Consider the following 15,074-nt stretch of genomic DNA (forward strand, 5'->3'; position numbering starts at 1 on the left):
GGACGGCCTCCTGGTCCCCCCGCAGTCCCAGTCGGCGGCTCGGGGCGCTTCCGATGGGATGCCCCCGGACGCGAGCATGTACGGCCAGTACGGCACCGCGGGGCAGCAGTGGCACATGATCACCGAGTCCTGCGTGGACAAGATGGGGTTGGGGGCACAGGCGACTCTCGCTAACTCAGCCTGGGACTTGTCCAAGACCATCAACCAGTCGACCATCACGGTCTACCAAGCCGCTACTTCAGACGGGCTTCTTTCGAGCTTCAATGAAATGGTGGAGGGTGTGGTGATTGCCCTTCGTGAGGGCATCTGGCGACCGCTGATTCCAACAATGGTGATTCTGGGGGCCATTTGGCTTGGTTGGTATGGCCTCGTTCGCAAGCGGGTGATTTTGACTATTGAATCCTCCGTGTGGATGATAGCCGCTACCGCTCTGGGTATGTGGATTCTGATCAATCCTTCGCAAGTAATGAGCCTGGGTGGTAGTGTGGTGAATTCGGGTACTCAGCTTGTTACTAGTGCGGTGGGTCAACTTCCCTATGGTGGTGCCTCTGTCAGTTGCCCTTCTGGTGCGGCTTCCCCGGAGCGAGCCACCTGGGAGTCAGAGTCCGACTATCAAGTTCGTCGCAATGCTGACATGATGTGGTCTAGTCTTGTCTGTCAGCCCTGGGTTGCTGGCCAGTTCGGGAGTGGTCCTTTTGCTAACAGCGCGGTAGAGGACCACGGGCTGAACCTGATCGAAGCCCAGGCTGTGAGTCGCATCGAGCAGGAGCAGATTCGCTCTGGTGATTTGGATGCAAACGCACTGATAGAGGAGAAGCAGGCGGCCTACGAGTCAATCGCTGCTGATATGCAGGAATACTATCCCAGCGTTTACCCATTGTTTGCCGGAGATGATCAGGGTAGTCGCTTGGGGATTGCAACTCTCGCCCTTTTTGCGTCGGTATTCGCGGGCGGACTGATTCTTGCTGGGTCTGTGGCGCTCATCGTTCTCAAGATCGGCTTCATGCTGCTCTTTATGTTGGCTCCGATCTTTCTTTTGATTGGCATTCACCCTGGCTACGGGCGTATGGTGCTCCTGCGGTGGGTGGAGCTCATGGTGGGGTTCCTACTCAAGCAGATCTTCGTGGTTCTGCTGATCGCCCTTCTGGTGATGAGCTATGGGCTGGTGATGTCCACCCCCTTGGGCTGGGGCCTCCAGATGATCCTGCTGGCTCTGTTCACGCTGGCCCTGTTCGTCTACCGGAAGACCTTCGCCTACCTCTTCTCCTCGGTGAACGCCAACACGTTCACCTCGCGGATCGTTGGGGACGCGGCTCGGAGCCAGGCCCTGGACAAGAGCGCCATGGTGCTTCCCCCGGTGGCCTACCTCAAGGCACAGAACTGGGGTCGTCAACGCGGCGGGATGATCGCCGGTGCGGCCGCCGGGGTCCCGGCGGGCGGCGGGGTCCCCGCTGGTGCCGCCGACACCGCTGAGGAGGTCAGCGACGGCGGGAACACGCGAGCCGACGGAGCGCGGGTCCGTGGCGCGGCCGGGTACGGGCGGGTCAGGGGCAATGACAACGCGCCGCCGCTCAACGTCAGCCGTGGTGGCGGAACCGGAGCCCCACGTCCGACAGCCGGTGCCCGTAGCGGAGAACAGGCCCCGAGCCTTTCCGGAAACGGCGGTCCGAGTTCGGCCGGGAGCGGTGGCGGCGGAAGCGGTGGCGGAACGATTCCGCCCCGGCCTGCCGGAGGCTACACGGGGACCGGTGACAGCGGTTGGGCGGCCGTCTTCGGCACGGGTGGCGGCGGTGGCGGATCGAACCGTAACGACGGAGGGGGCTCGGACGACCGCTCCGGTGGCGGTTCCTTCGGGGGCGGATCAGGCAACTCCCGCGCGGCCAGCGCCGAACGCCCCGAACCCAGTACTGGTCGCGGCATCTTCAACGGCCGTGAGGACACCCCGGCCAAGGGGAACCTCGGTAACCGGGGATCGCGGTGGGGCGGCCCGAAGGAGAAGCGCGAGCGTCCCGCTCCCCGGCGACCGGCCAGCCCGGCCCCCGCGGACCGGGGCAGGCGCGGAGACGGAGAGGGAGGCTGGCTGTCGGGCCGGAAGAAGGACAACGCCCCCATCACCCCCTTCTGGGGAGAGAGCGGTTCCTCCGGCGCGCGGGACCGCAAGCGTGACGTCCCCTTCTGGCTGAACGACGACTAGTGAACCGCTCGCTGAACAGACGACAAGGCAGTCCGGCACCATGCCCAATCCTCTCCCCGAACGCACCCAGAGACTGGTCGTCGTCGGCCTGATCGCCGCCCTCGCCGGTTTCGGGATCTACTTCAGCCTCGGCGGGTTCGGGGATGACCGAACCGAGGAGGCTGCGGCCCCGCCGCGCGATCCCGCTACAGCGGGGGAGGAGTCGTCCTCCTCTGTTCCGGGCGCACTGGCCACCGTCGCCCCGAGTCCGATCCCGACCACGGCCGCAGAGGACCTGGACGTGTTGGGCTGGTTCCCCTTCTCGGAGGAGGAGTTCCAGGCGGCGGGGGCCACGGCCCAGGGCTTCACCGAGGCCTACGGGACCATCGACTACGCACAGGACCCCGAGGTCTACTACGCCGCTATGGAGGCGTTGGCGACCGAGGAGTACGCCGAGGTGTTGTCCGACGTGAACCGGGCTGGAGCCTTCTGGGCCGAGATGAGCGAGGCCGAGGCGGTGGCTGAGGGGCGCGCCGAGGTTCGGGAGATCCGGACCTTCGGTGCCGACTCGGTCACCTTCGTCGTCACCGCCCAGTCGATCACCGCGACCGGGAACGACGAGTTCGACGAGGACCTGGGCGACTTCGCGGTCACCGTGGTCCGTGAGCGGGGGACCTGGGCGGTCTTCGACTTCCAGCCCGCCGGCGCCGGGCAGTTCGGGGAGGAGTGACCACGTGATCTCCGCCCTCCGCACGGCCGTTCCCGACGCGCGCACCGGTTCCTGTCTGACCAGGGTCGCGGTGCTGGCGGCCGTCGGTGTGGCCGGGCTGGTCTTCCTGACGCTCATGGTCATCCCGGCGCTCACCAACAACACACAGGTGGGTTCCTGGTTGGCCTCCGGCGTGGTCTGCGCGCCCAACGCGGACGCCGACCAGCCGGACAGCAGCGCCTACGCGATGGACACCATTCCGGAGAACTACCTGGAGCTGTACCAGGAGGCGGGGGAGGACCGCGGGGTTCCGTGGAACATCCTCGCCGGGATCGGGCAGGTGGAGTCCCACCACGGGCGCTGGGACGGTCCGGGCATCACCGAGGGCCACAACGACTGGGGGGCCTCCGGGCCCATGCAGTTCGGTTCACTGGACGGGTCGGCCGCAGGGAACAGTTGGGGCGGCGAACCGATCCAGCCCGTGGAGGAGCGGCCGGAGCTGGGGTACGGGGTGGACGGCAACGGAGACGGAGTCGTCAACGTCTACGACCCGGCCGACGCCATTCCCGCCGCCGCGGACTACCTTCTCGCGCACGGCCTGGAGGACGACGTCAGGCAGGCGATCTTCGGGTACAACCGCGCCTGGTGGTACGTGGACGACGTCCTGGAGTGGGCGGAACGCTACGCCGACGGCGACTTCGACACCTCCGACTCCATCCGGACCGCCGTGCTGTGCGAACTCGACGAGGACGGGGTGCCCATCGGTCGGGCACCGGACGAACTGACCCAGGCGGTCGTGGACTGGGCCCTCGACCAGCGCGGAAAGCCGTACATCTGGGGTGGGACCGGTCCGGACGGATACGACTGTTCGGGGCTCACCATGAAGGCCTACGAAAGCATCGGAGTGACCGTTCCGCGGGTCTCCCAGGACCAGTGGACCTTCGGCCCGGAGATCCCCCAAGGCGAGGAACAACCGGGTGACCTGGTGTTCTTTGACGTCAGCCGCGCGGGGGAGCCCCCGGGGCCGGGACATATGGGAATGGTGATCGGTGACGGGTTGATGGTCGAGGCCTGGTGTACCAACTGTGGGCCGATCGCGGTGCGCGAGTACGATGACCCCAATCGAGCGGACATCACCGGGTTCACCCGTCCGCTGGAGCACCCCGAAGTGAAGGCTCAGCTGGAGGCACAGGCGCAACCGTGACAAACAGCGAGGAAAGGGAAGGCCAGAGCAGGAGACCGGCGAAGACGGGCTTGCACGGCTGGAAGGCGGGACTCGCGGTCTTCGGGTGCGGGACGCTCGCGGCCTTCGGCGTCTTCGGCGTGATCGTCGGTGCTCTGGGGCTCTTCCTGGGTGGCATCTCGTCCGGAGTGAACGCCACAGCTGCAGAAGGAAACAGGGAGTCGGTCGTCCCTGAACAAACGATCAAGCCAAAGGAATCTTTGGATTACGGCGCCCTTGATTTGTGTGGGAAGACGATTCCAGGGGCGGATGGGAACCAAGTTCGGACTGACGCGGGTGGGGCGTATGTGGATTCTGGGGAAGAGGCCGCACCTCGAATTGTATCTGACAGATGCGACTGGAATGTCATTCCTGCCTCAAGTCCAAACTCAAGATGGACGATGAAATTCGAGTATGCCGCATTCGTGGTTTCTGGCGACGGGGGTCCGGCTTCTGAGGAGGCTGACGATGAATTCGAGGGACGGGTCTCCGATGTGGAAGATCTTCAGTTGGAGGGAAAGACTTCCGGCGATGCCCGGGTGGCGGATCGATCTCATTTTGTCCATGGTGTAGCGGACTCTGGGGCGACGATCTATGTGCTCGTGGGGCGGACTGGAGACACAGTTTACGAAATGACATTTGAGACCGGTCAAGAATACTCTGATGGGTCTCTCGTGCCTATCGGGGATTTTGAAACCGAGAGGAACTTTCTAGTTGATTACATAGTTGTTCGTCTCGGAATTGTTGGTCCTTGAGGTCGGGAGCTCCTTGAAACTTAGGCCACGCCGGCCATGAAGTGGTGGCGGCACAGGGTCGTGTACGACTCGTTTCCGCCGATGTGGACCTGTTCGCCCTCGTAGATCATGACCCCGTCGACCACGCGGGCGTTGTGCGTCGCGCGGTTCCCGCACCAGCAGCGCGCGTAGACGGGCAGGATCTCTATCTTGTCGGCCAGCTCGACCAGCCGTTTCGACCCGGGGAAGAGCACGCCCTGGAAGTCGGTCAGGATGCCGTAGCAGTACACGTCGATGCCCATGCCGTCGACGACGCCCGCGAGCTGCCCCACCTGCTTGAACGACAGGAACTGGGCCTCGTCGCAGATGACGTAGGAGGCCTTGCGGTCGGCGACGTCGTCGTACAGGTCCAGGGTGTCGCCGACCTCGACCGCCGGTGAGGTCAGGCCCAGACGCGAGGAGATGATGCCCGAGCCCGCGCGGTCCTGTTTCGTGTACAGCACGCCCTCGCCGCCGCGGGAGTGGTGCTCCTGGAGGGCCATGGTGCTCTTGCCCGAGTTCATCGAACCGGTGAAGTACTTCAGCTCCGCCATGTCTCTTCCTCGGTCGCGGGCGCCGCTTGGGGGAGGCCGGGCTGTCACCGGGCCGTCAGCGAAGATACCAGCGGGGGGCGGGGCCGGTCCCATCCTGAGGGGTCTTCACCTGCCTGGTCGGGCGGAGGGGGAGGTGTGGGGAGGAGGGGCGGTCGCCCGGTTGCGGTGTGGTGCGGTCGGGGAAGGGGGCGGCCCGAAACCGGTGGGTGCGTCGTGTGGGAAGTCGCACGTGTGCTGTTCCGTTCGGATCGGCCGGGTGCGTGCGTCGTGATCCGCTGGTTGCTGGTCCCCGGGGTCTCGCGGGCCCGGGTTCTCCTCGCGGCCGGGTGTCGCGTTCGAGGGTGACGCGCTGGGAAGCGACCGAAACACCTTCGATATATTTGGGCGCGTCTTGTGCTCATTCAAGGCGCGGGTGTGAGGGGGAATGTGGCGTTGCGGCGGGATCAGGTCACCCAGTTGGTGGAAAGCCGTTGGTTCGCCAACGTCATGCTTGCCGTGATTCTGGGCAATGCCGTGATATTGGGCTGGGCGACATATGGGGATTCCGCCCTTCCGTATCTCGAAGCCGTGGAACGGTTCGTGGTCGGTGTCTTCGTTGTCGAGATGGTCCTCAAGCTGTACGCGTGGCGGGGGGCCTTCTGGCGCGACGGCTGGAACTGGTTCGACATCGCCGTGGTCGTGATCTCCCTCGTCCCGGCGACCGGGCCGTTCGCCGTGCTGCGCATCCTCCGGGTGCTGCGCGTGCTGCGGGTGATCACCGCCGTGCCCCAGATGCGCCAGATCATCGGGGCGCTCTTCAGAGCGGTTCCCGGCATGGGCACGGTCATCGGGCTTCTGCTCATCGTCGTCTACACCTCCGCGATCCTCGCGCAGCAGATGTTCGGCGAGGAGGTCCCGGAGTTCTTCGGCGACCTCGGCGTCACCCTGTACACGATGTTCCTGCTCATGACCACGGAGAACTGGCCGGACGTCTCCGACGCGGTCCTGGAGCACCACCCGCACGCGTGGATCTTCTTCGTCGTCTACATCGTGCTCACCGCGTTCATCATCCTGAATCTGGTGATCGGTGTGATCGTCACGTCGATGGAGGCGGAGTTCAGCAAGGGCCGGTGGGAGGAGGACCAGGAACTGGAGCTGGTCCAGCACAACGCGGTCATGGACCGTCTGTCCGAGCTGAGCGACCAGGTCCGCCGACTGGAGGGCAGGCTCCGCGACCAGGAGGACGGTGAAGGGCCCGGTGAGGGGGGCCGGGTGGCGGCCGCGGTGGGTGAGGCCCCCGCGGACGGAGACGACACCCACCCCGGACCCGGGTCCGGCGGCGGGGCGGTCTGAACGCTCCGCCGCCTCAGGACCCGGCCCGTGCCGCCCCTGTCATCCGGACAGCACGACCAGGGTCCGGGTCGCGCGCGTCATCGCCACGTACCGGTCCACCGCCCCTTCCACGCCGTCGCCGAAGCGTTCGGGAGCGACCAGCACCACCAGGTCGAACTCCAGACCCTTGGCGAGCGCCGGGGTCAGTGAACGCACGCGCGGGGTGTCCCCGAACGCGGGATCGCCGATCACGCACGCGGTTCCCTCCGCGTTCTCGGCCAGCCAGGCCTCCAGGACCGCGTCCCGCTCCGAGACCGCCCCGTACCGGACGGGCACACCGCTGGCGCGGACGGAGGTCGGGACGTTGGCGTCCGGCAGCACGGAGCGGATCACCGGCTCGGCCTCCGCCATGACCTCCTCCGGGGTCCGGTAGTTCACGCTCAGGGAGGCCAGGGCGATCCGGTCGAACCCCACCCGGGCCAGGCGCCGCTCCCACGTCTCGGCCCCGCCCAGGGCGTCCGTGAATCCGCGCCGTGCCTGGGCGCGGTCGCCGACGACGGTGAAGCTCCGGGACGGGCAGCGCGACAGCAGCATGCGCCACTCGGCGTCGGTCAGTTCCTGGGCCTCGTCCACCACGATGTGCGCGAACGGTCCGGCGAGCGGGTCGGAGTCGGAGCCGGGAAGCCCGTCCTCGTCGATGAGCGCCTCCTGGAGGTCCCGGTGGCGCAGCATCGTCACCAGCCCCTCGCCGTCGTCGTCGGCCGCCATCAGGTTGTCGATCACGGAGGACCGGCGCTCGTGCTCGGCGGCGGCGGAGGCCGCCCGGCGGCGCCGGTGCCCGGCGGCCCTCGGGTCGCCGAGCCGCTGCCGTGCCGCGTCGAGGAGGGGCAGGTCGGACACAGTCCAGGCCTGGGCGTCCTCGCGTTGGAGCGTCCGGATCTGGTGGGCGTCCAGCTGGGGTGTGCACAGTCGCAGGTAGGCGGGGACGCTCCACAGGTCCCCGACGAGGTCGGTGGGTTCCAGCAGCGGCCAGGCCCGGTGCAGGACGCCGATCAGGTCGCCGTCGCGGGACAGGACCGCTCGGAGCGCTTCGGGGGTGACCTCGTCCTCGTACCGTTCGGGGAGCCGCTCGGCGAGGATCTCGGCGAGTTCGTCGAGGATGTGTTCGCGGGCGTCGTTGTGTGCGACGCCCGGGTCCAGCGAGCCGAACGCCTCCGCCCAGTCCGCCGGTTCCAGGGAGAGGTCGCCCCAGGGGGTGGAGACCTCGGTCGCCTGTTCGGGGGGCCGTTCGTAGAACCGCGCGGCCGGTTCGATCGCGCGCACCAGGTCCACGGACTCCTTCAGTCGCGCGGCCTCCGGATCGGTTTCGGTCCTGGTGGTGGTACGCCCCTCCGGCACGAGGTCCCGCACCGTGCAGGTCTGGACGCCCTCCTCCCCGAGGCTGGGCAGGACGTCCGCGACGTAAGCCAGGTACGGCTGGTGGGGGCCGACGAACAGCACCCCGCCCCTGCGGTGGCCCAGGCGCGAGTCGGAGTAGAGCAGGTGCGCGGTGCGGTGCAGAGCCACCACGGTCTTGCCGGTACCGGGGCCACCGTCGACGACGAGGGCGCCCTCGGCCCCGGCCCGGATGACCGCGTCCTGGTCGGCCTGGATAGTGCTCAGCACGTCGCGCATCCGGCTGGACCTGTGGGCTCCGAGGCTGGCGATGAAGGCGGACTGGTCGTCGAGCGCCGCGTGGCCCTCGAAGCCGTCCTCGGTGAAGACCTCGTCCCAGTAGTCGCTGACGCGGCCGAGGCGCCAGCGGTACCTGCGGCGGCTGGCCAGGCCCATCGGGTGGGCGTGGGTGGCCGCGAAGAAGGGTTCCGCGGCGGGGGAGCGCCAGTCGATGAGCAGGCGGCGGCCCTCCTCGTCGGTGAGCCCGAGCCGACCGACGTAGACGGGGGTGGGGTCGTCCTCTCCGACCATGCGGCCCAGACACAGGTCGGAGCCGAACCTGCGCAGGGTGCGCAGCCGGGCGGACATCCGGTGCACCTCCATGTCACGGTCCAGGACCTCGCGGACCTTTCCGGTGGGTGCCCTGCGTCGTTCGTCGAGCCGGGCGGAGAGGTCGTCGATTGACCGCCGGAGGCTCTCGCGGATGGTCGTGAGGTGACGATCGTCGTCGGCGACCAGGGCCGGGTCGGCTTTGGGAGAGTGAGGGTCGGATAGCTCAAAAACGCTGCTGGCCTGCGAGTTCACAACATCCCCCGTGTCGTTGGTTCTGCTCACGGTCGACCATTGTGAGGGGCGAGGGGGGTCTTGCGGCAAGCCCTGGGGTGAGCTATAAGTTGAAAGTGGCGGGAGGTGTCCTGAATCGCTGTGACCCCCTGCCCCTTCTCTGTCGTCCTCCGCCGGTGTCCGGCGTGGCAGGACGACTCCCCACGGTGAACCGCCCGTCCCCGACGTTTCCCGAGCCGACGTGTCGGTCCCGCGGCCCGTGGGGGAGGGGCGCCGCACGGCGTGTCCGATTGGGGTGGGAACATCCTTGGTACGCCCGGTGTCCGCGGGGTGGCGGGAATGTTCTGGGTCGGCTTCGATCTCGTGTTTTCTCTGTTCCGGGGGCCGAAAGCGGTATAGGAACGACGGGGACGTAGACCACGTGGGACGCTGCGCGCTCCCAGCCCAGGAGAGAGCGGACATCAATGGACGTTGAGCCCGACAACGACGGCCGGACCCCCAGGCAGCGGGACCGGGACCGCAAGTACCGGGAACACGTCGCCCGGGTGCAGCGCCGGGACCGGCTCGACAGCTGTGTCACCGAGGTGCGGCTGATCTACCAGGGCCTGCGGCACCGAGCTCAGCGCGGTTCTCTGGAGTGGGGCGAGTTCGACCGCCTGTGGCGTTACCACGGAGAGGTGGAGAAGACCGTCTCCCGGTTCACCGCGGCCGAACAGGACCAGATCCTGGAGGAGTACCCGAGGCTCGCCGCGCGGCTGCGGGCCGAGTACCGGCTCTGAGACGCCTCCCCCGGGCGGGTTCCCTCCCCGGGCGGATGCCCGCGTGGCGGAACACGTGGCCCCGGTACCGGGGGTACTCCGGTCCGGACCCTTGGCGAGGCCACGATGCGTCGTCGGACACGCGTGTGTCGTGTCTGGCCCCGTGCCGTGGACGACGCGTCGGTAGTGTGCCTGCCATGACCTTCGCGAACGTCACCACCCTGGAAACGGTCACGGGCGGGCGGGACGAGGTGGTCGCCCTGCTCACCCGGTCCGGCCCCGAGCTCCGCGCCGCCGGGTGCCTGCTCTACGAGGTGGGTGTCAACGACGACCACCCGGACACCGTGTACGTCGTCGAGCTCTGGGAGTCGGAGCGGGCACACCGGGCCTCCCTGGACCTGGAGGGTGTTCGTGCCGCGATCGCCGAGGCGCGCCCGCGACTGACCGGACGCGTGGGCGGCGAGCGCTTCACGGTGGTCGGCTCGCCCCTGCGGGACTGAACGGCTCACATCCATGACTGGTTGAGGGCCTGCGGGCCGGTGGGTTCGTCGTTGGGGTCGACCTCGTGATTGCCCCCGTTGCCGTGGGCCCCGTCCTCGCGGGCGCCGCTGTGGTCCGGCTGCCGGTCGCCCGGTTCGCTGTGGGCACGGGCCCGCTGTTCGCGGCGTAGCCGCTCCAACTGGCGCAGGCTCGACAGGGTGTCGGGATGTTCCGGACCCTGGACGCGCCGACGGTCCGCCACCAGTGTCTCCAGGGCGTGCACGGCGCCGACCGCGTCGTGCGCCCGTGCCTGCCAACAGGCCAGGTTGTGCCTGCTGGTGAGGGTGCTCGGATGGTCTTCGCCCAGCACCTGCGTCTGGATCGCCGCCAGCTCCCGCAGCCCGTTCACCGCGCCCTCGGGGTCGCCCGCCATCCCCCTCCAGTGGGCGAGGTTGTGCAGGGTGCTGAGGGTGTTCGGGTGGTCGGGCCCCAGGTGTTCACGCTGGTCGGCGAGGAGTGCGCGGGAGGCCCGCACCGCGGTGGGCAGGTCGCCTGCCTCCGCATAGCACACGGCGAGGTTGCCGCGCGTGCTCAGTGTCTCCACCCGGTCCGGGCCCACCACGCGGTCCAGGTCGGCGAGCAGTTCCCGGTACCGGGAGACCGCGCCGGCCGTGTCCCCGGCCTGGGCGCGGAGGTGGGCGAGGCCGTGGCGGGTGCGCAGGGTGTCCAGGTGGTCGGGGCCCAGCACCCGCAGCTGGCGTTCGTACAGGTTCTCGAAGGCCCGCTGGGCCTGCGACAGGTCGGCGCTGGCCCCCGTCCAGTAGGCGAGGGGGTCCGTGACGGCGGGCACTCCGCCCTGGGCGCCGTGCCGGAAGAAGTGGCCCGTGTGTTCGGGGCGGTCGGCGGGGGCCGGGTCCAGGGTGTGCGCGACCGCCTCGGCCAGCACCTCCCAGTACGTCACGGCCCACTCGACCTCGCGGGAGGAGTCCAGTCCGCTTCCCGCGCGGAACAGCACGGGGTGGATGCCCTCCTCCCACAGCCAGCTCCACACCCGCACCCGGCCCGCCGTGCGTTCGCGGAGCACGGCGGTGTTCGAGCGCAGCCGACGGCCCAGCGCGGAGTCGCGCGCGGTGTCCGGCCACACGTCCACCAGGCCGTCCGCGATGGCGCGCACGGCCTCCCGGGTGGGGCGGGTGCGGGTGTGTTCGAGGGTGGCGCGCTGGGTGAGGTGGTGGGCGCCGATCACCAGCGGGGTGTCGCGGGCGACCAGGTTGAGGCGCTCCAGGGAGGCCAGCGCCAACCGCACCTCGTGGCGGGTCAGGGTCCGGGCGGGGAAGGTGCGCCGCCCCAGGTAGTTGCGGATCGGGCGGGAGACCGCGACCTGTTCGGGGGTGGCCGCGGAGTCGAGGAGGGCGATCAGGCCCATGAGCGGGCGGGCCACCCCCTCGGGACGGTGGGCGTCGGCGCGTTCCACGGCCAGTTCCCAGGTGGCGGCGACGGGGGAGCGCGTGTCCCACTGGGGGTACGACGCCGCGTGTGCGGCCGTGCGCCGGTGGAAGAGGGCCAGGTAGGCGGCCGGGGTGAGGTGGAGGTCGGCCATGTACGCGGTCGCCTGGGAGAGGGCGAGGGGCAGGTGGTCCAGGGCTGCGGCGAGCGGGCGCAGTTCGGCGTCGGTGTGGGCGATACCCGCCTCCACGAGAGCGGCGCGCAGGTAGCCGTCCGCCTCTGCCGCCGAGAACGCCCCGACGGTGTGCGTGTGCGGGCCGTGGACGACGGGTGCGTGGCGGCTGGTGACGATCATCCGACCGTGCGGGCGCTCCGTGGGCGGCCACAGGTCCTGGACCTGCGCCGGTTCGGTCAGGTCGTCCCACACCACCAGCCAGCGGCGTCCCGAGGCGTCCACGGGGTCGTGCAGCCAGGAGAGGAACTGCCCGGCGGCGAGTTCGGCGTCGTCCGGGACGTGGGCGAAGAGCCTCCGCGCCGCCTGTGCGTACGCGAAGACGACGCCGTCCCGGGTGGCGGCGTCCGCCCACAGAACGACCTCCGGGCGCTGGTGCGGGACCGGGTGGTCGCGCAGGGCCCGGGTGTGGTGGGCGGCCAGCTGGGTCTTGCCGACGCCGCTCGCGCCGCACAGCACCTGGTGCGGGGACGGTGTTCCGAAGCCGCCCAGGACCGCGTCGAGCGGGTCGGAGAGGGCACGGCGGCGGAGGTGTTCGGCGGGCTCGGGTACCAGCCCTACGCTGATCGGCCAGTTCACCGGGTTTCGGCTGGTGTGGAAGTCGGTTCCGGTGGTGGGAACTCCTGGGGGGACGGGGTGGTCGGGGCGTCGACCTCGCGGGTCGTCCGCCCCGGCCGTGCCGTTGCCGTGTTCGTGGCCAGAGCTCAACAGCCACACCCTTCCCGGGGTCCGAGGGAGTCGCGCGCTCAGCGTGCTTACGTGTCGTATGCCCCGATCGGGATCGGGGAACCCCAGGGGCAAAGGGGTTTCGGTCGATCCAGTTCCCCTCACGCAGGGGAGTCAACCCCATCGTTTGCGCTATACCAGGTCAGTGCTTCGCGGGTGCGGTGCCGTGCCTGCGGGGACGCGGGTGAACCCTTCGTGAACGCGGGCGCGCGCCCGCCTGTCCGGAAGCGGCCACCGCTGTGTGCTCCGCCACGAAAGCCGGTAGATAGGGTGACCGGGACTTTCCGAAGTCGCTCCGTGCTGACTCCCTTGACCCCTCAGGAGAGGTATGAACGCCGACACCCCCGGGCCGCGCCACACACGCTCATCGGTGGGCGGGGACGTCCACGGGGTGACATTCCAGGGGGAGAGGTTCCGGGACGTCAGCGTGAGCCTGGGCCACCGGGAGCCGGAACGGGAGCGTCCGATGCAGGTCAAGTCGCCCCCGCACGACTTCGTCAACCGCGAGTCCCTTCTGGACTGGATCAGCGGTTCGCTGGACTCGGCGTCCGCACCGCGCGTGGTCGTCTGGGAGGGCCCTCGCGGCATCGGCAAGACCACCCTCATCCGCAAGGTCGCCGAGGCGCAGCGGGAGTACTTCACGGGCGGCCAGCTCAGCTTCGAATACCGCCGGGGCCACTATGAGGACCACGACCAGGCCATCACCGGGTTCCTGCGCACCCTGGGCGTGGACACGGCCGCGATCCCCGGTGACCCCGCCCTGCGCGCCAAGGAGTACCTGACCCGGACGCGGGGCCACCGGCTCCTCGTGGTGGTCGAGGGCGCCTGGGAGCCCGCCCAGGTCAGGGCGCTGGTACCGGGAGGCGACGGCAGCCTCGTGCTGGTCTCCGGAGACGGCCCCGACCTGGGTGAGCTCCAGGAGGACTCCACCGGAGCCCAGTCCCGACCCCTGGTGCCCCTCTCCGCCGAGCCCGCGCGCGGCCTCCTGGAGAGCCGTGCCTCGATCGACCTCACCCGGGAGGACCCCGCCGCGGTCGGCCAGCTCCTCGAGGTCTGCGCCGGGCTGCCGCTGGCGATCGTGCTGGTCGGCGGCCGACTCTACCGGTCGGGTCCGGGCACCGCCGCCGACCTCGCGGCCGAGGTCCGACGCACCCGTTCCACCCTGCGTGCCATCGGCGACCCCCGGAGGAACCTCGACGTGATCTTCCAGACCTCCTACCAGGCCCTGTCTCCCGGAGCCGCCTGCCTGTACCGAGCCCTGGGGGAGTGGCCCGGAGCGCTCCTGGACCACGACCTCCTGCCCGTCGTCGGCGACACGGCCGCCCTCGACGAACTCGTCACCGCCAACGTCGTCGAGGAGACCGACGGCTCGGCCCTGCGGTTCCGCCACGACCTCATCCGCACACACGCCCGGGACCGGGCGGAGGCCGAGGACTCACCGGAGGAACGGCATCGCCGCTTGGTGGCACTCCTCGACGGTTACCTGGTCCGGATCGGGTTCGCCGAACGCGCCGCGCGGGGCGAGCGGCTGCGCACCGTCGACCTCGACGCGCTCCTCGACGGGGAGACCGACCCCTTCCGAGGGGACACCGAGCACGCCCGAGCCTGGCTCCTGAGGGAACGCCCCACACTGCTCGCCACGGTCGTCGACAGTGCCGAGCGGGGCCTGCACGGCCACGCCCACCGGCTGGCCGAGCTGGCGACCGCCCTGTACCTGGACCACCGTTTCGTGCACGACTGGGCCGTCACCGCCACCCTGGGCGCGGACTCCGCCCGTCTGGCCGGGGACGCGGCGGCCGAGGCCCGGCTCAGCTCCCTGGCGTCACGCCCCCTCACCGACCTCGGCCGCCTGGCGGAGGCGGGGGAACGGCTCGACCGAGCGGTCGAGTTGGCCGCCGGGTTGGAGCACCCGCTGCTGCGCGCCTCGGTGTGGGAGTTCCGGGGACGCCACCTCACGGCGGCGGACCCGGACGCGGCGGTGGCCGCCTTCGACCGCTGCGTCGAGGCCAACCGCGCCAGTGACGACCCCAACTCGGTGCGGGGGGAGGCACTGGGCGTGCTCTACCGGGGCAACGCCCACCTGGCGGCGGGGCGGGCGGAGGCGGCTGCGGCCGACATCGGGGACGCCATCGAACGGCTGACGGCGTTGGACGAGCCGGACCACCGGATGGTGGCCCGGGGGCTCGTCTGGCTGGGCAGCGCCCACGCGGCGGCGGGCCGCCCCCAGGAGGCGACCGACACGTTGTTGGCGGCGGTGCGGCGACTGCGCTCCGGTGGCTGGCACTACTACGAGGCCGAGGCGCGCGAGCTTCTGGCCGACCACTACGAACGGCTTGGGGCGGCCGGGGAGGCCCGTACCCACCTGGAGGAGGCCGAACGGCACTTCCGCGCCCTTGGCAGCCCGCGTGCACGGGAGCTGGCCGACCGCCTCGGGGAGTGACCCGAGAACCGGGGCCGGCCACGGGACGGCCGT

Annotated in this window: 11 protein-coding genes; 8 read left to right on the plus strand and 3 right to left on the minus strand. The window is 69.6% G+C overall.

Annotated elements, in window-relative coordinates:
* The first annotated feature begins 115 nt into the window (after positions 1-115).
* From ACFYL4_RS16815 to ACFYL4_RS16830, 4 genes are read left to right on the plus strand one after another with little or no spacing between them, the layout of a single operon-like run.
* Complete coding sequence (locus ACFYL4_RS16815) at positions 116-2,194, plus strand: conjugal transfer protein TrbL (protein ID WP_387519119.1); 2,079 nt, start codon at positions 116-118, stop codon at positions 2,192-2,194.
* Positions 2,195-2,234: 40 nt separating this feature from the next.
* On the plus strand, positions 2,235-2,903 hold the full coding sequence (locus tag ACFYL4_RS16820) for a hypothetical protein (protein WP_387519120.1): 669 nt from the start codon (positions 2,235-2,237) through the stop codon (positions 2,901-2,903).
* 4 nt (positions 2,904-2,907) lie between these two features.
* Positions 2,908-4,086: an NlpC/P60 family protein gene (locus ACFYL4_RS16825; protein WP_387519121.1), complete on the plus strand. Its 1,179-nt coding sequence runs from the start codon at positions 2,908-2,910 to the stop codon at positions 4,084-4,086.
* A complete protein-coding gene (locus tag ACFYL4_RS16830; RefSeq protein ID WP_387519122.1) occupies positions 4,083-4,859 on the plus strand; it encodes a hypothetical protein in 777 nt (258 codons plus the stop codon). The genes ACFYL4_RS16825 and ACFYL4_RS16830 overlap by 4 nt, the downstream gene beginning before the upstream one ends.
* A gap of 20 nt (positions 4,860-4,879) precedes the next feature.
* On the opposite strand, the gene ACFYL4_RS16835 is transcribed toward ACFYL4_RS16830, so the two are convergent.
* Positions 4,880-5,431, minus strand: a complete 552-nt coding sequence (locus ACFYL4_RS16835; RefSeq protein WP_357758692.1) for a thymidine kinase — start codon at positions 5,429-5,431, stop codon at positions 4,880-4,882.
* Positions 5,432-5,917: 486 nt separating this feature from the next.
* On the opposite strand from ACFYL4_RS16835, the gene ACFYL4_RS16840 reads away from it, so the two are divergent.
* Entirely contained in the window at positions 5,918-6,763 is an 846-nt protein-coding gene (locus ACFYL4_RS16840; protein WP_387519200.1) for an ion transporter, read from the plus strand.
* Between the two features lie 39 nt (positions 6,764-6,802).
* On the opposite strand, the gene helR is transcribed toward ACFYL4_RS16840, so the two are convergent.
* Positions 6,803-8,980 carry an RNA polymerase recycling motor ATPase HelR gene (gene helR, locus ACFYL4_RS16845; protein ID WP_387519201.1) on the minus strand — a complete coding sequence of 726 codons (2,178 nt, stop codon included), beginning with the start codon at positions 8,978-8,980 and terminating at the stop codon, positions 6,803-6,805.
* A gap of 443 nt (positions 8,981-9,423) precedes the next feature.
* Here helR and ACFYL4_RS16850 point away from each other — a divergent pair, with 443 nt between their 5' ends.
* Together ACFYL4_RS16850 and ACFYL4_RS16855 are read left to right on the plus strand one after the other, a co-directional pair.
* Positions 9,424-9,738, plus strand: a complete 315-nt coding sequence (locus ACFYL4_RS16850) for a hypothetical protein (RefSeq protein ID WP_357758697.1) — start codon at positions 9,424-9,426, stop codon at positions 9,736-9,738.
* 176 nt (positions 9,739-9,914) lie between these two features.
* Positions 9,915-10,217: a putative quinol monooxygenase gene (locus tag ACFYL4_RS16855; RefSeq protein WP_387519123.1), complete on the plus strand. Its 303-nt coding sequence runs from the start codon at positions 9,915-9,917 to the stop codon at positions 10,215-10,217.
* Positions 10,218-10,222: 5 nt separating this feature from the next.
* Here ACFYL4_RS16855 and ACFYL4_RS16860 read toward each other — a convergent pair whose 3' ends face one another.
* Complete coding sequence (locus tag ACFYL4_RS16860; RefSeq protein ID WP_387519124.1) at positions 10,223-12,583, minus strand: tetratricopeptide repeat protein; 2,361 nt, start codon at positions 12,581-12,583, stop codon at positions 10,223-10,225.
* A gap of 346 nt (positions 12,584-12,929) precedes the next feature.
* On the opposite strand from ACFYL4_RS16860, the gene ACFYL4_RS16865 reads away from it, so the two are divergent.
* A complete protein-coding gene (locus ACFYL4_RS16865) occupies positions 12,930-15,041 on the plus strand; it encodes an ATP-binding protein (protein WP_387519125.1) in 2,112 nt (703 codons plus the stop codon).
* Positions 15,042-15,074 lie beyond the last annotated feature (33 nt).

The sequence above is a fragment of the Nocardiopsis sp. NPDC006938 genome, from assembly GCF_042869555.1.
GTDB lineage: Bacteria > Actinomycetota > Actinomycetes > Streptosporangiales > Streptosporangiaceae > Nocardiopsis.